This is a genomic window from Pectobacterium versatile, assembly GCF_020166435.1.
GTDB classification, from domain to species: Bacteria; Pseudomonadota; Gammaproteobacteria; order Enterobacterales; family Enterobacteriaceae; genus Pectobacterium; species Pectobacterium versatile.
This window is the reverse complement of the sequence record NZ_JAINZP010000001.1, coordinates 420,561-436,779: the sequence shown is the minus strand read 5'-3', so window position 1 is coordinate 436,779 and position 16,219 is coordinate 420,561. Positions and strand designations below refer to the sequence as shown.

The following is a 16,219-nucleotide window of genomic DNA, read 5'->3' as shown; positions in this document are numbered from 1 at the left end:
ATCAAAAAAGCCAGCCTTACGGCTGGCTTGATTTAGCGATGTCTTACACATAACCCAGTTATGTGTAGGGTAACTGAAAGAAGTTACTTCTTCCCTTCAACCCATTTGCCATCAATGTAAAACGCTGACCAGCCCGTTGCCTTGCCATCTTTCTCTGACGAGACATATTGCTGTTTGGTCTTACGGCTGAAACGCACCTGCGTTTTGTTGCCGTCGTTATCGGCCACAGGAGCATCAGCCAGATAACGCAGTTTTTCCGGTAAACGATCTTTGAATCGCACCAGTTCTTCTACCAGAGGTGCCCGCGTTTCGCGAGATTTCGGGAACGTATTGGCCGCAAGGAAGACACCTGCCGCGCCGTCACGCAATACGAAATAGGCATCAGACTTCTCGCAAGGCAGCTCAGGCAACGGCACCGGATCTTCTTTCGGTGGCGCAACATCGCCATTACGCAGGATCTTACGCGTGTTACTACATGTTTCGCTGGTGCACGCCATGTATTTACCGAAGCGTCCCATTTTGAGGTGCATCTCGGAGTCACATTTCTCGCACTCAACAATCGGGCCATCATAGCCCTTGATGCGGAACTCGCCGGCTTCGATCTCATATCCGTCACAGGCAGGGTTATTCCCACAAACGTGCAGCTTGCGCTGATTATCAATCAGATAGCTGTCCATCGCCGTCCCACATTTCTCACAGCGGCGGCGGGCACGCAACGCGTTGGTTTCGGCATCATCGCCTTCCAATACGTTCAGCACTTCGGTTTCTGGTATTAGGTTGATCGTAGTTTTACAGCGCTCTTTCGGCGGCAGTGCATAACCGGAACAGCCCAGAAATACGCCGGTACTGGCAGTACGGATACCCATTTGACGAGAGCAGGTTGGGCAATCAATGCTAGTTAATACCATCGCATTCGGGCGCATACCGCCTTCTTCAGGATCCTGTTCTGCCTTTTCCAACTGCTGGCTAAATTCGTTAAAGAACTCATCCAAGACCGCTTTCCATTCCGCCTGATTATTGGCGACCTGATCGAGGCGGCTTTCCATCCGTGCGGTGAAATCGTAATTCATCAGTTCGCGGAAGTTTTCTTCCAGTCGATCGGTAACGATTTCACCCATTTTCTCGGCATAGAAACGGCGGTTCTCCACTCGAACATAGCCGCGATCCTGAATGGTTGAAATAATAGACGCGTAGGTAGACGGACGACCAATTCCGCGTTTTTCCAGCTCTTTAACCAGAGAGGCATCGCTGTAACGTGCAGGTGGTTTAGTGAAGTGTTGCCCTGGCAGCAGTTTTTGCAGCGACAGCACTTCGCCCACTGCCACGGTCGGCAACGTGCGATCTTCATCATTTTTACGCAACGCAGGCATGACTTTCGTCCAACCATCGAAACGCAGCGTACGGCCTTTGGCACGCAGCTGATAATCGGCAGCTTCCACGATTAGCGTGGTGGAATCGTATTGCGCTGGTGTCATTTGGCAGGCGACGAACTGACGCCAGATCAGCTGATACAGCTTCTGTGCATCGGCTTCCATATCTTTCAAGCTGTCGGCCAGCACGCCAACATCGGAAGGACGAATCGCTTCGTGCGCTTCCTGCGAGTTTTCTTTGCTGCTGTAAAGGTTCGCTGATTCCGGCAGATAGCGCTTACCGAATTCTTCGCCGATATAACCACGCACCATCGTCAAGGCATCCTGACTGAGGTTTGTTGAGTCGGTACGCATGTAGGTAATGTAGCCCGCTTCATACAGACGCTGCGCCATCATCATGGTCTTTTTCACGCCGAAGCCAAGACGCGTACTGGCTGCCTGTTGCAGCGTGGAGGTGATGAACGGCGCGCCCGGTTTGCTGCTGGTCGGTTTATCTTCACGATCGGCAACCACATAGCGCGCGTTCTCAAGCAGACTGACCGCCGCATGCGTTTGTTCTTTATTAACCGGTTTAAACGGTTTGCCGTTGTGGTGCGTCACCTGCATTTGCAGTTGAATATCGCTGCCTGCCAGCAAATCAGCGTGCAGTTCCCAATATTCTTCAGGCACGAACGCTTTGATTTCACGCTCGCGATCGACAATCAGACGCACTGCGACCGACTGCACGCGCCCAGCGGACAGGCCACGGGCGATTTTTTTCCACAGCAGTGGAGAAACCATGTAACCCACCACGCGATCCATAAATCGACGCGCCTGCTGGGCATTCACGCGGTCAATATTCAACGTGTCTGGTTTTTCAAACGCCTGTTTAATGGCATTTTTCGTGATTTCGTTAAACACCACGCGGCTGAAACGCCGATCGTCACCTCCAATGATTTCCCGCAGGTGCCAAGCAATGGCTTCCCCTTCGCGGTCAAGGTCGGTTGCGAGATAGATGTGGTCAGCATTTTCCGCCAGCGTTTTTAATTCGGAGACAACCTTCTCCTTACCCGGCAGGATTTCGTAGTTGGCTTTCCAGCCATGATAAGGGTCGACGCCCATACGATTAACCAGCGCTGATTTCTCATCTTTTTTGACTTTTTTCGTTTTATCTTTCGTCGTTGAGTCCGCGCTCTTTTTACTGACTGAGCCACTCGTCGGCAAATCGCGCACATGACCGACGCTGGATTTCACCACGTAGTCATTGCCCAAATACTTATTGATAGTTTTGGCTTTTGCCGGGGACTCGACGATAACGAGAGCTTTACCCATATGTACTATTACCTGCTGAATTCTTCTGAAAATCAGATATTTTTCGGGGCATTCAGAGCGGATTCTACTGACTGCGCAAAATCCCACACTCTACCTGATAAATACTGCCACGCAACCTAATTAGCATGGAAACCCTGTTTTATCCGCTTCCTGCCACACTGAATATCGGCAGGTAAGCACCTAAAATGTAGTCCCTTTGCATCATAATCTACGCTTTACGCTGAAACCGTATCGCAGTACCCTTTTATCTTGGTGCGACTTTTGAAATCGCCGTGTTGATTTTAGAAATAGCCTTATTGATATAGTGCAACACCCCTTTTTTTCAAGGGTGAGTACAGGAGTAACAATCATGTCACCTGAACATCAGGTTAACGAAGAAAAGCGTCCTATTGACCGCCAGAGCTTATTAATTGAAGCCAATGACATCATTAAACATCACGATGATTATTTGCATGGCATGGTCGCTAATAGCGTAGAACAAAAAAACGGCGTATTGGTTTTTCGCGGTGAATTTTTTCTCGATGAGAACGGAATACCGACCTTAAAAAGCACCGCAGTATTTAATATGTTCAAGCATCTTGCGCATGTTTTATCCGAAAAATATTATTTGATCGATTAAATGCAAATGCCCGCAAATTCGCGGGCATTTGATTACGTACGGCTTAATATTGCATCGATTACAGCAGGGGCTTCGAACCACGTTGCCACCAACGCAGCATCAATCGTTCTGCAGTATCGCCTGCGCTGCCCGTCAGACGATCCAGCAGACGTTTACGTCGCGTATAGCGAACACTTAATACTTCATGGCTAGCCATTTCCTCAATCAGCAGATCGTCACTGGTGCCGATAGCATCAACCAACCCCAGATCTTTCGCTTGAGTGCCAAACCAGTGCTCCCCCGTCGCCACCGAATCAATATCTAGAGAGGGGCGCATCTGCTGCACAAAATCCTTAAACAGCGTGTGAGTGACATTCAGATCTTCGCGGAATTTCTCACGACCTTGTTCAGTGTTCTCACCAAACAGCGTCAGCGTACGCTTGAATTCACCGGCAGTGTGCAATTCAACATCAATATCTTTGTTTTTCAGCAAACGGTGGAAATTGGGAATTTGCGCTACGACGCCAATAGATCCCACAATCGAAAAGGGTGCCGCTACGATGCGGTCAGCCACGCAGGCCATCATATATCCGCCGCTGGCAGCGACTTTATCCACCGAAACCGTCAACCGCACACCGCCCTGACGCAGACGCTGTAACTGCGAGGCTGCCAGTCCATAGCCGTGAACCACACCGCCGGGACTTTCAAGACGTAGCAACACTTCGTCTTGCGGTTTTGCTACAGCAAGTACGGCAGAGATCTCTTCACGTAGCGAGCTAACTTCGCCCGCATCCATACTGCCGTTGAAATCGAGCACGTACAGGCATGGCTTAACACTTTTCTCTTCGCCACGTTTGGCGCGTTGTTTATCTTGCTTCGCGGTTTCTTTTTCTTTCTTCTTTTCTTGTTTAGATAACAGCTTACGCTCGGTGTCGCTCATACAGGCAGTCTGCATTTCGCGCTGCATTTCCTGATATTGTTCACCTAGATTCGTGACCTGCAACTCACCTTTATGTGGGCGTTTACGCTGCGTCATCCCGAATGCCAGAACGACTAACGCACCAATAGCCACCACGATGGTGAGTACCTTAGCCAGGAATAAACCGTACAGAGAAAGTAATTCCACAAACACCGTCCTCATTGACTGCGTATTAATTAATGTTGGTTTACTCACCAACCATGGCGTTGACGTCGAGCGCCATTCCCTTCCTATAACCTAACTGATGGCACGCAATATGGCGATGTTATTCCTGCGGTTTTTACGCCTAATGCTGCTTTTTACAACAGCACAGGGATAAATAGAGGCAGTCTCATTGAAAACATACGACATTTGAGGCATAACACCCCCATTCACCCAGCCCGGATGCGCCGTTATCTGACGTTCCGATCGGCACGACTAACGCATATCGTCGTGCCGACACGCGATGGCAGGTCTATTATCTGAAGCGTGGCTGTTCTGCGCCACGGCAAGAGGAATTCATTGTGCATTACCAACCTAAAATCGATTTACTGCAAAACCGCATCATTCTGGTCACCGGTGCGGGCGACGGCATTGGTCGGGAAGCTGCGCTGACCTACGCCCGCTACGGCGCACACGTCATCTTATTCGGACGGACAGAAAGTAAACTTCAGTCGGTTAAACAGCAGATCGAACAGGATAACGGCACACCAGCGCACGTTGTTGTTTGCGATATGCTGGCTTTATCCTCCGCACAGTGCTTTCAACTGGCTGACGAACTGGCGCAGGTTGTGCCGCACCTAGATGGCGTTCTTCACAACGCCGGATTACTTGGGGAAATCGCCCCTATCACACAGCAAACGCCGGAGATCTGGCATCAGGTTATGCAGGTCAACGTCAACGCAACCTTTATGCTGACGCAGGCGCTGCTGCCTCTGTTATTGAAATCGCCGTGCTCTTCTCTGGTTTTCACTAGTTCCAGCGTGGGCCGCGAAGGTCGTGCCGGCTGGGGAGCCTATTCCGTCTCCAAGTTCGCGACTGAAGGCCTGATGCAAGTGCTGGCCGAAGAATACCGTTCACAAAATCTGCGAGTGAACTGTATTAATCCCGGTGGAACACGTACGGGAATGCGTGCATCGGCCTTTCCCAATGAAGATCCGATGAGACTGAAAACACCAGCAGATATTATGCCACTGTATCTCTACCTGATGGGCGATGACAGTCGCCGCAAGACGGGGATGAGTTTTGACGCACAGCCGGGCAGAAAAGCCGGTCCAGCCGAATAATAGAGAAGAGCCACACGATGAGCGATGAACGCCACCAGCAACGCCAACAGCGCCTGAAAGAAAAGGTCGACGCCCGTATTGCCGCCGCGAATGAAACGCGCGGTATCCTGATCGTCTTCACCGGTAACGGGAAAGGAAAAACCACAGCGGCGTTTGGTACCGTCACGCGAGCGATAGGCCACGGATTACGGGCAGGCGTGATCCAGTTTATTAAAGGCGAATGGCCGAACGGTGAGAAGAATTTGCTGCAACAGCACGGCGTGGAATTTCAGGTCATGGCGACGGGCTTTACCTGGGATACACAGAATCGCCAGACGGATACCGAAGCGGCACAGCACGTCTGGCAACATGGCAAACGCATGTTGGCCGATCCACAACTCGATATCGTCGTGTTGGACGAACTGACGTATATGATTAGCTATGATTACTTGGATTTAAGTGACATTGTCACTGCATTAAAACATCGTCCTGCTGGGCAGACGGTCATTATTACCGGCCGAGGTTGCCATCGGGATTTGCTAGAAATGGCCGATACCGTGACGGAAATGCGTCCGGTAAAACATGCGTTTGATAACGGGATTCAGGCGCAGCAAGGCATTGACTGGTAGTTGTTAACTTTCACTGCTGATAGCAAAGCGAAATGAAAACGGGCAGCGAAAGCTGCCCGTGAAGCGTAGGAATAACGATATTAACCGTTGCGCTTCGGTTTTGGCGAGGTACGGCGCGCCGGAGCACTGTTGATCTGGCTGTGGCGTTTTACCGCACGGCGGATCTGGTTCGCTTTCACCCGACGGCGTTCACGCTCAACTGGCAGTTTCGACACGGTTTCTACCGGAAGTTGCACTAACTCACGCAGATAATTCAGCTGTTCCAGCGGCATTTCTGCCCAGCCACCGCGTGGAATGCCTTTCGGCAAGGTAATGTCGCCGTAGCGCACGCGAATCAAGCGACTAACCTGCACGCCAACCGCTTCCCACAGACGACGAACTTCGCGGTTACGCCCTTCTGTCAGCGTCACGTTATACCACTGATTCAGACCTTCACCGCCCTGATAGCGGATAGTGCGGAATGATGCAGGGCCGTCTTCCAGCTGTACACCTTTACTCAGTTGTTTGATCTTTTCGTCGTCAACAACACCGAAGACACGCACGGCATATTCGCGCTCAACTTCGTGGCTAGGATGCATCAGACGATTGGCTAACTCACCGTCGGTCGTGAACAGCAGCAGACCGGAAGTGTTGACATCCAGACGCCCTACGGCAACCCAGCGAGAGCCCTGAATTTTTGGCAGACGGTCAAATACCGTCGGGCGGCCATCAGGATCGTTACGGGTGCACAACTCACCTTCCGGTTTATAGTACATCAGTACGCGGCACACTGACTCTTCGGTTTCCTTAACGGTAACCACATGGCCATCGATACGTATTTTGGTGGCTTTCGTCACTTCAACGCGATCGCCCAGAGTGGCAATCTTACCGTCAACGCTGACGCGCCCAGCCTGAATGATACCTTCAATTTCGCGGCGTGAGCCATGTCCGGCACGCGCCAGAACTTTTTGTAACTTTTCGCTCATTGAGCAACCTCTAGTGTCGCCTTCCCAGGCGTCGGGGGGAGTCATAACTGCTTATAAAATTCAGCAGGTTACGTAAAAATCGTTCGTCGTATTAAAAACTGGCGCGATTATACCGATCTTCGCGCCATTTGTATTCCCATTGTTACCGCTCGTCGCTGCACTTATAGGAACGGCGTGACATCACCGGTGCCTTCACGGGCGACGCGCGGCACAGATTCGGTCAAGTCGATGACCGTCGTCGGCTGTTGACCCAGCGAGCCACCGTGAATAATCAAATCCACCAGTTTTCCCAATCTATCCTGAATCTCTTCTGGATCGGATTCGGCAAAATCATTTCCTGGCAGCATCAGCGTGGTCGACATCAACGGCTCATTCAGCGCGGCCAGAAGCTCCAATGCGATAGGATTGGACGGCACACGAAGGCCGATGGTTTTACGCTTTTCATTCATTAAGCGGCGAGGCACCTCTTTCGTCGCTTTCAGAATAAACGTGTAATTACCAGGCGTATTATTTTTAATCAACCGGAAAGCCGAGTTATCAACATGGGCATATGTCGACAGTTCGGACAGATCGCGACACATCAACGTGAAGTTATGATCGCTACCCAGATCGCGAATCCGGCAGATGCGTTCCAGCGCGTTCTTTTCGCCCAACATACAGCCCAACGCGTAACCGGAATCCGTTGGATAAACAATCACCCCACCTTTATGCAAAAATTCCACCGACTGATTGATCAATCGCGGTTGCGGATTCTGTGGGTGAATATAAAAAAACTGGCTCATGACCCTACCTCATACGTCTGACATTTCGCGGCGTTGTTCATTCCAACCCGCTTCATCGTGCAATAGGATTATTATAGAACGTGTTGATGGTAAAAGATTGTTATTCCATGAATTTGTTATTTCAAAAAGAACGACATGGCATCAACACGGCTATGCACCGCTAGCCTACCAACACGGGATGGTGCCAAACGGGTTCGACATCGGCAGGTAGCCACAGCTTGCGGCCTAGCTCAATCCAGGCGCATGGCAGGTGGAAATCCGATCCTTGCGACGCCATCAGGTTGAAGCCGCGCGCATAGCGTCCCAACTGCGTGCGCTCATCCGGTGCCTGTTGGCATTGCGCCACTTCCATCGCAATCCCGCCGCTTTCTGCGAAGGTAGCTAACAGACGCTTTAACCATTTGGCCGTCAAATCGTAGCGCCCCGGATGCGCCAACACCGACACACCGCCGGATTGATGAATCGCCTCAATCGCTTGCGGGATTGTGCACCACTGCGGGGGTACGTAACCGGTTTTGCCTTTCGCCAGATATTTCTTAAATACCTGATTCATATTGGCCGCGATGCCCAGTTCGATCAGATAACGCGCAAAATGCGCGCGTGTAATCTGCCCCCCTGTCGCCAGACGCTGTGCGCCGGCCAGCGCATCGGGAATACGGTTTTTTTCCAGTCGAGCCGCAATCTGTTCCGCCCGACTCTGCCGACACTCTGCTTGCTGTTGCAGCAAACCCGTTAACGCTGGATGTGCAATATCCATCCCCAACCCGACGATATGGATCTCATGATTTTCCCACAGCGTGGAGATCTCCACGCCGGGAATCAACCTCAGCGGCAACCTCTGCTGTGCAATCGCATTCTGCGCTTCGTCAAGTCCAGCCGTCGTGTCGTGATCGGTAATAGCCAACACGCTCACCCGCATGTCTACCGCACGACTGACCAGCGCCGTCGGCGTTAAAAGACCATCAGATGCCGTGGTATGGCTATGCAAATCATAAAGTGGAAATGACGATATCGGTTGAAAATCTTCTGGCACAAGCCTATCCATTAACAAGAATAATGCGAAGGCCGCATGATGCCATTAATAGGAAGCAAATGGTAATGCCCGCCGTTTCCCTGAGTAATAAAATAATCATATTGAAGGTGTTGACATTTTATCGTCGAACCAGTTAACTAGTACGCAAGTTCGGTACACAGACAGTAATCAGTATACAAACAGTGAGATGATGATAATGGCAACGCAGAAAATGATGAAGCATGGTTGGTGGCGCTCTTCCCTATCGCGGGTGGACTAATCACGCATCGCTGTTATCACACATGCAGATATTCCCAGGCCCGCTTAACTAAGCGGGCTTTTTATTTGATGGGCACAACATTAAACGGGTAGCAAGAATGCAAACAACACAACCTAAACTGGAACTGCTGCGTACCGAGGCCGTTTACCGTAACGACCCCAGCGCCATCTTCCATCAGCTCTGCGGTGCCAGACCGGCAACGTTGCTGTTAGAGTCGGCTGAAATCGACAGCAAGGAAAACCTGAAAAGCCTGTTGATCGTAGATAGCGCGCTGCGCATCACCGCACTGGGCCAGCACGTTTCCATTCAGGCACTCACGGCAAACGGCGCCAGCCTCCTGCCGCTTCTGGATGCCGCGCTACCAGTAGAAATTATTAATCAGCCGCGCCCGAACGGCCGTGAACTCACCTTCCCGCTGGCAGACGCGATGCAGGACGAAGATGCTCGCCTGCGCTCGCTGTCCGTGTTTGATGCCTTACGCCAGATTCTGACGCTGGTCGCCTGCCCGACAGACGAGCGTGAAGCCATGTTCCTAGGCGGCCTGTTCGCCTACGATTTGGTCGCTGGGTTTGAAGAACTACCCGCGCTGAGCCAGCAGCAGCGTTGCCCGGATTTTTGTTTCTATCTGGCAGAAACGCTGCTGGTGCTTGATCACCAAAAACGTGTGACCGCTCTGCAAGCCAGCCTGTTTACGCCGAACCAGAGCGAAAAGCAGCGTCTGCAACAGCGTCTGGAACAGCTACAACTTCAGCTCACCCAGCCAGCGCCTGCGCTGCCACGTCAGTCCATCGAAGACATGACGCTGAGCTGTAACCAGAGCGATAAAGCCTTCGGTGACGTCGTCAGCCAGATGCAAGAAGCCATCCGCATCGGTGAAATTTTCCAGGTCGTGCCGTCACGTCGTTTCTCTCTGCCGTGTCCTTCACCGCTGGCCGCCTACCAAACGCTGAAGGATAGCAATCCCAGCCCTTACATGTTTTACATGCAGGATCAGGATTTCACGCTGTTCGGTGCCTCGCCGGAAAGCTCGCTGAAATACGATGCTGACAGCCGCCAAATCGAAATCTACCCCATTGCCGGTACCCGCCCGCGCGGTCGCCGTGCCGATGGCTCACTGGATCGCGATCTTGATAGCCGTATTGAGTTGGAAATGCGTACCGACCATAAAGAGCTGGCTGAGCATTTGATGCTGGTAGATTTAGCCCGTAACGATCTGGCTCGTATCTGTCAGCCGGGCAGCCGTTACGTTGCTGACCTGACCAAAGTTGACCGCTATTCCTTTGTAATGCATCTGGTCTCCCGCGTAGTGGGCACATTGCGTGAAGATTTAGATGTGCTGCATGCCTACCGCGCCTGCATGAATATGGGCACGCTGAGCGGCGCACCGAAAGTCCGGGCAATGCAGCTGATTGCCGAAAGTGAGAAAACCCGGCGCGGCAGCTACGGCGGCGCAGTCGGCTACTTCACCGCGCACGGCGATCTGGACACCTGCATCGTTATCCGCTCCGCCTATGTCGAAGACGGTATTGCCACCGTTCAGGCCGGTGCGGGCGTGGTTCTGGATTCTAACCCTCAGGCTGAAGCCGACGAAACGCGTAATAAAGCCCGGGCCGTACTGCGAGCTATTGCCAGTGCGCACCATGCAAAGGAGATTTTCTGATGGCTGACATCCTGCTGCTCGATAATATCGATTCATTCACCTACAACCTGGTGGATCAACTGCGTGCCAGCGGTCATCAGGTCGTGATTTATCGCAACCATCTGCCTGCCGACGTCATCATCGCGCGCTTACAGCAAATGGAAAAACCGATCCTGATGCTCTCCCCCGGCCCCGGCACGCCAGCCGAAGCGGGTTGTATGCCTGAGCTGCTGCAACGCTTACGCGGTCAGTTGCCGATTATCGGCATTTGCCTCGGCCATCAGGCCATCGTGGAAGCCTACGGCGGCCATGTCGGTCAGGCGGGTGAAATCCTGCACGGCAAAGCGTCTGCCATCGACCACGATGCCAGCGGTATGTTTAGCGGTTTACCGCATCCGTTGCCCGTTGCCCGCTACCACTCGCTGGTCGGCAGCAACATTCCGTCGACGCTGACCGTCAACGCACACTTCAACACGATGGTCATGGCCGTGCGAAACGATGCGGATCGCGTCTGCGGTTTTCAATTCCATCCTGAGTCGATTCTGACCACGCACGGCGCTCGACTGCTGGAACAAACGCTGGACTGGGCACTGGCTTAACGAGGGATACGATTATGCAATTGTCTTCTACACAACAGTCTTCTAAGACCCGGGAACCGTCTACAGCTCAGGATGTCATGACCATGCAACACATACTGGAAAAATTATACGGCGCGAACCCTATCAGCCGTCAGGAAAGTCAGGCGCTGTTTGGTGCCATTATTCGCGGTGAACTGGAAGCTAGCCAGTTAGCAGCGGCGTTGATTAGCATGAAAGTGCGTGGCGAGCATCCCGACGAAATCGCCGGTGCCGCCACGGCCTTGCTGGCCGATGCGCAGCCGTTCCCCCGCCCTGACTATTTATTTGCCGATATCGTCGGCACAGGCGGAGACGGCACCAACAGCATCAACATTTCGACGGCCAGTGCCTTCGTTGCTGCCAGCTGTGGCCTGAAAATCGCCAAGCACGGCAACCGCAGCGTATCCAGCCGCTCCGGTTCCTCAGACTTGCTCTCCGCTTTCGGCATTAAGCTGGATATGAGCGCGCAGGATTCCCGTCAGGCTTTGGACGATCTGGGCGTGTGTTTCCTGTTTGCTCCGCAATACCATCTGGGCTTCCGTCATGCCATGCCAGTTCGTCAGCAGCTCAAAACGCGCACCGTCTTCAACGTGCTGGGGCCGTTGGTTAACCCCGCTCGCCCGCCACTGGCGCTGATTGGCGTGTATAGCCCCGAATTAGTTCGCCCTATCGCCGAAACGCTGAAGGTGCTGGGCTACCAACGTGCTGCCGTCGTACACGGCGGCGGGATGGATGAAGTCGCGCTTCATGCACCGACGCAGGTTGCTGAGTTGAACAATGGCGAGATCGAAACCTACGAACTGACGCACCGCGATTTCGGTCTGGATGCGTATCCGCTGTCGGCATTACAAGGCGGTACGCCAGAAGAAAATCGTGACATTCTCGCGTCACTGCTACAAGGTAAAGGTGAACGCGCGCACGCCGCGGCGGTTGCCGCCAACGTTGCGCTGCTCCTGAGATTATTCGGACAAGAAGATCTGCGCCAGAATGCGCAACAGGCGCTTGAAGTCATTCATAGTGGACAGGCTTATCAGCGCGTTATCGCCCTGTCCGCCAGAGGATAATGGAACCATGCAGGAAACCGTATTACATAAAATTGTGCGTGATAAAGCGCTCTGGGTTGCGGAACGAGAAAAAGCACAGCCGCTGGCCTCTTTTCAGCATGAGATCGTTCCCAGCCAGCGCGACTTTTATCAGGCGCTGAAACAAGATAAGCCCGCCTTTATTCTTGAATGCAAAAAGGCTTCACCATCGAAGGGATTGATTCGCGATGATTTCGACCCAGTAGCGATAGCTCAGGTCTATAAAGGTTACGCATCTGCTATTTCCGTTTTAACCGACGAGAAGTATTTTCAGGGCGATTTTGCCTTCCTGCCACAGGTTAGCGCGGCAGTACACCAGCCGGTGTTGTGCAAAGACTTTATTATTTCGCCCTACCAGATCTATCTGGCTCGCTACTATCAGGCTGATGCCATTTTGCTGATGTTGTCCGTGCTGGACGACGAGCAGTATCAGCAACTGGCCGAGGTAGCGCACAGCCTGAAGCTGGGCGTGTTAACAGAAGTCAGCAACGAAGAAGAGCTACTGCGGGCCATTCAGCTCGAAGCGCGCGTAGTCGGGATCAACAACCGCGACCTGCGCGATCTCTCCATTGACCTCAACCGTACCCGGACGCTCGCACCGCGTCTGCCCGCAGGGGTAACCGTGATCAGTGAATCCGGTATCAACTGCCAGGCGCAGATTCGTGAACTCAGCGCGTTTGCTCAGGGCTTCCTGATCGGCAGCTCACTGATGTCCGAGCCGGATCTGAACGACGCAGTACGCCGCGTTATTTTGGGAGAAAACAAGGTCTGCGGCCTGACGCGCGCCGCAGATGCACAGGCGGCTTATCAAGCGGGTGCGCTCTACGGCGGATTAATCTTCGTCGCCAGCTCCCCACGCTATGTTGACGCCAAACAAGCCGCCGACGTTATGACAGGCGCCCCACTGCGCTATGTCGGTGTTTTCCGCAATGCGCCCGTCGAACACATCGTTGCTATCACAACGCAGTTAGGGTTAGCGGCCGTTCAACTGCACGGTGATGAAGATCAACAGACCATCGACCGGTTACGTCAGCAATTACCAGCGACCTGCCAGATTTGGAAAGCATTAAGCATCGCGGATGTGCTGCCAGAACGCAATTTTACCCACGTCGATCGCTACGTGTTTGACAACGGTCAGGGCGGCAGCGGTAAAACCTTTAATTGGTCGCTGCTGGCGAATCAGTCATTAGATAACGTGCTGTTGGCCGGTGGCCTGAATAGCGATAACTGCGCACTGGCGGCACAGCAAGGTTGCACAGGACTGGATTTCAATTCCGGGGTCGAAAGCGAACCGGGAAAAAAAGACTCACATAAAATTGCTGCGGTTTTTGCGACATTACGTCAGCCGCAACACTAAAACAGACGGGAAAATTATGACATTACTCAACCCTTACTTCGGTGAATTCGGCGGACAATTTGTTCCGCAGATCCTCATCCCGGCGTTACGCCAGTTGGAAGAGGCTTTCGTCAGTGCACAGAAAGATCCTGAATTTCAGGCCGAATTTACCGATCTGCTGAAAAACTATGCGGGTCGCCCAACAGCGTTAACCTTGTGTAAAAACCTGACCGCTGGGACGAAAACCAAGCTGTACCTGAAACGTGAAGATTTACTGCACGGCGGTGCGCACAAAACCAATCAGGTGCTCGGACAGGCTCTACTGGCTAAGCGCATGGGTAAAAGCGAAATCATCGCCGAAACGGGGGCGGGCCAACACGGTGTCGCAACGGCGCTGGCTTGCGCCCTGCTTGGCCTGAAATGCCGCGTTTATATGGGTGCAAAAGACGTTGAGCGTCAGTCGCCGAACGTCTTCCGCATGCGTCTGATGGGTGCAGAAGTGATCCCGGTTCACAGCGGTTCCTCCACGCTGAAAGATGCTTGTAACGAAGCGCTGCGTGACTGGTCCGGCAGCTATGAAACGGCACACTATCTGCTGGGAACGGCCGCTGGCCCGCATCCTTATCCGACTATCGTGCGAGAGTTTCAACGCATGATTGGTGAGGAAACCAAAGCACAGATCCTGGAAAAAGAAGGTCGCTTGCCGGATGCGGTACTCGCCTGCGTCGGTGGTGGCTCTAACGCGATTGGGATGTTCGCTGATTTCATCGACGATACAAACGTCCGTCTGATCGGCATTGAGCCTGGCGGCTTGGGCATTGAATCCGGGCAGCACGGTGCACCGTTAAAACACGGCCGCGTTGGTATTTATTTCGGTATGAAGTCCCCGATGATGCAAACGTCTGACGGGCAAATTGAAGAATCCTATTCTATTTCCGCCGGGCTGGATTTCCCGTCCGTAGGGCCACAGCATGCCTATCTGAACAGCATCGGCCGCGCCGACTATGTCTCGATTACCGATGACGAAGCGTTGGATGCTTTCAAAGCGCTCTGCCGCGGTGAAGGGATTATTCCCGCGCTGGAATCTTCCCACGCACTGGCACACGCCTTGAAGATGATTAAAGCGGAACCGGAGAAAGAGCAACTGCTGGTGGTCAACCTGTCCGGCCGTGGTGATAAAGACATCTTTACCGTGCACGATATTTTGAAAGATCGGGGAGAAATCTAATGGAACGCTATCAACAGTTATTTAACCGCCTGTCAGAGAAAAAGGAAGGCGCGTTCGTTCCATTTGTTACGCTGGGCGATCCCTCTCCCGGGCAATCCCTGAAAATTATCGACACGCTAATTGCCGCCGGTGCTGACGCGTTGGAGCTCGGCGTGCCCTTCTCTGACCCATTGGCGGATGGCCCGACCATTCAGGACGCCAATCTGCGCGCCTTTGCCGCAGGCGTCACACCGGACCAATGCTTCGAAATGCTGGCAGCAATACGTCAAAAATACCCGGAAATCCCGATTGGCCTGCTGATGTATGCCAATCTGGTCTTCAGCAACGGTATTGATGAATTTTATCAGCGCTGCGCGCAGGTTGGCGTCGATTCGGTGTTAGTGGCGGATGTTCCGGTGGTGGAGTCTGCCCCATTCCGTACAGCAGCGCTACGACATGGCATTGCCCCCATTTTTATCTGTCCGCCCAATGCTGACGATGAACTGCTGCGTGAGATCGCCTCTTATGGCCGTGGCTACACCTATTTAGTCTCACGTGCGGGCGTGACTGGGGCTGAAAAGCGCGCGCAACTGCCGCTGAATCATCTGGTTGCCAAACTGAACGCATATCATGCTGCCCCGCCGCTGCAAGGATTTGGCATCTCCGATCCTGCCCAAGTGCGCGAAACGTTAGCCTCAGGCGCAGCGGGTGCCATTTCTGGCTCCGCGATCGTACGGATTATCGAAAAAAATCTGAACCAGCCTGATGTGATGCTGTCAGAGTTACACGCCTTTGTAAGTGAAATGAAAGCCGCTACGCGTTCATAACACTTTTCAGGCGCGCGATTTGTGCTTTATACAAGTCCTATCGCGCGCCGAATAATGTTTCAAATTATTTCTCATTTAATTAAACATCAGTATCTTCAATTATTATTTAATGTCCAATTCATTATAATTGTAAGAAATGTTTTCAAATTGAAATAATTATTTAATTCCTTATTAAAGAAATGAATCAAATAACCGTTAATTTTTAAACCGCATAAACCCCACTAATAAAACACGAAGAAAATCACAGAAATGAGATCATTTTAAATTTTCTCTTTTTAACGATCTTGTTCACATTACTGTAAGAAATAATAAATAGAATGGAACCGCTGAACAAAAGTGGC

General features: G+C 52.4%; 14 protein-coding genes and 1 other annotated feature. Of the genes, 9 read left to right on the top strand and 5 right to left on the bottom strand.

Features of this window, described 5'->3' with window-relative positions:
* Positions 1–83: 83 nt before the first annotated feature.
* A complete protein-coding gene (topA, locus tag K7X24_RS01950; protein ID WP_224552565.1) occupies positions 84–2,681 on the bottom strand; it encodes a type I DNA topoisomerase in 2,598 nt (865 codons plus the stop codon).
* A gap of 349 nt (positions 2,682–3,030) precedes the next feature.
* Between topA and K7X24_RS01945 the strand changes: the two genes are divergently transcribed.
* A complete protein-coding gene (locus K7X24_RS01945; RefSeq protein ID WP_224552563.1) occupies positions 3,031–3,300 on the top strand; it encodes a YciN family protein in 270 nt (89 codons plus the stop codon).
* A 58-nt stretch (positions 3,301–3,358) separates the two neighbouring features.
* Here the strand turns inward: K7X24_RS01945 and sohB are convergent, their stop codons facing one another.
* The gene (gene sohB, locus K7X24_RS01940) at positions 3,359–4,405 is read right to left on the bottom strand and encodes a protease SohB (RefSeq protein WP_224552562.1); all 1,047 of its coding nucleotides are present in this window, start codon (positions 4,403–4,405) and stop codon (positions 3,359–3,361) included.
* A 356-nt stretch (positions 4,406–4,761) separates the two neighbouring features.
* Between sohB and K7X24_RS01935 the strand changes: the two genes are divergently transcribed.
* Both K7X24_RS01935 and cobO read left to right on the top strand, forming a co-directional pair.
* Complete coding sequence (locus K7X24_RS01935) at positions 4,762–5,523, top strand: YciK family oxidoreductase (protein WP_224552560.1); 762 nt, start codon at positions 4,762–4,764, stop codon at positions 5,521–5,523.
* Between the two features lie 17 nt (positions 5,524–5,540).
* Complete coding sequence (gene cobO / locus K7X24_RS01930; protein WP_224552558.1) at positions 5,541–6,131, top strand: cob(I)yrinic acid a,c-diamide adenosyltransferase; 591 nt, start codon at positions 5,541–5,543, stop codon at positions 6,129–6,131.
* Between the two features lie 80 nt (positions 6,132–6,211).
* Here the strand turns inward: cobO and rluB are convergent, their stop codons facing one another.
* The 3 genes from rluB to rnm form a co-directional block, all read right to left on the bottom strand.
* A complete protein-coding gene (gene rluB, locus K7X24_RS01925) occupies positions 6,212–7,096 on the bottom strand; it encodes a 23S rRNA pseudouridine(2605) synthase RluB (protein WP_224552556.1) in 885 nt (294 codons plus the stop codon).
* A gap of 161 nt (positions 7,097–7,257) precedes the next feature.
* Positions 7,258–7,878, bottom strand: a complete 621-nt coding sequence (locus K7X24_RS01920) for an L-threonylcarbamoyladenylate synthase (RefSeq protein WP_039480865.1) — start codon at positions 7,876–7,878, stop codon at positions 7,258–7,260.
* A gap of 160 nt (positions 7,879–8,038) precedes the next feature.
* Complete coding sequence (rnm, locus tag K7X24_RS01915) at positions 8,039–8,923, bottom strand: RNase RNM (protein ID WP_224552555.1); 885 nt, start codon at positions 8,921–8,923, stop codon at positions 8,039–8,041.
* A 208-nt stretch (positions 8,924–9,131) separates the two neighbouring features.
* Positions 9,132–9,236: a sequence feature (Trp leader region), on the top strand.
* 31 nt (positions 9,237–9,267) lie between these two features.
* Between rnm and K7X24_RS01910 the strand changes: the two genes are divergently transcribed.
* The 6 genes from K7X24_RS01910 (at position 9,268) to trpA (ending at position 15,878) form a co-directional block, all read left to right on the top strand.
* The gene (locus K7X24_RS01910) at positions 9,268–10,830 is read left to right on the top strand and encodes an anthranilate synthase component 1 (RefSeq protein ID WP_224552552.1); all 1,563 of its coding nucleotides are present in this window, start codon (positions 9,268–9,270) and stop codon (positions 10,828–10,830) included.
* Positions 10,830–11,408 (top strand): glutamine amidotransferase-related protein, encoded by a 579-nt coding sequence (locus K7X24_RS01905; protein WP_010275261.1) that lies wholly within the window; start codon positions 10,830–10,832, stop codon positions 11,406–11,408. The genes K7X24_RS01910 and K7X24_RS01905 overlap by 1 nt, the downstream gene beginning before the upstream one ends.
* Positions 11,409–11,491: 83 nt before the next feature.
* The gene (gene trpD / locus K7X24_RS01900) at positions 11,492–12,490 is read left to right on the top strand and encodes an anthranilate phosphoribosyltransferase (protein ID WP_095699431.1); all 999 of its coding nucleotides are present in this window, start codon (positions 11,492–11,494) and stop codon (positions 12,488–12,490) included.
* A gap of 7 nt (positions 12,491–12,497) precedes the next feature.
* Positions 12,498–13,865, top strand: a complete 1,368-nt coding sequence (gene trpCF, locus K7X24_RS01895) for a bifunctional indole-3-glycerol-phosphate synthase TrpC/phosphoribosylanthranilate isomerase TrpF (RefSeq protein WP_224552551.1) — start codon at positions 12,498–12,500, stop codon at positions 13,863–13,865.
* A 13-nt stretch (positions 13,866–13,878) separates the two neighbouring features.
* Positions 13,879–15,072, top strand: coding sequence for a tryptophan synthase subunit beta (trpB, locus tag K7X24_RS01890; protein WP_170310025.1), 1,194 nt, complete (start codon positions 13,879–13,881; stop codon positions 15,070–15,072).
* Positions 15,072–15,878 (top strand): tryptophan synthase subunit alpha, encoded by an 807-nt coding sequence (gene trpA / locus K7X24_RS01885; protein WP_039531521.1) that lies wholly within the window; start codon positions 15,072–15,074, stop codon positions 15,876–15,878. The genes trpB and trpA overlap by 1 nt, the downstream gene beginning before the upstream one ends.
* Positions 15,879–16,219: the final 341 nt, after the last annotated feature.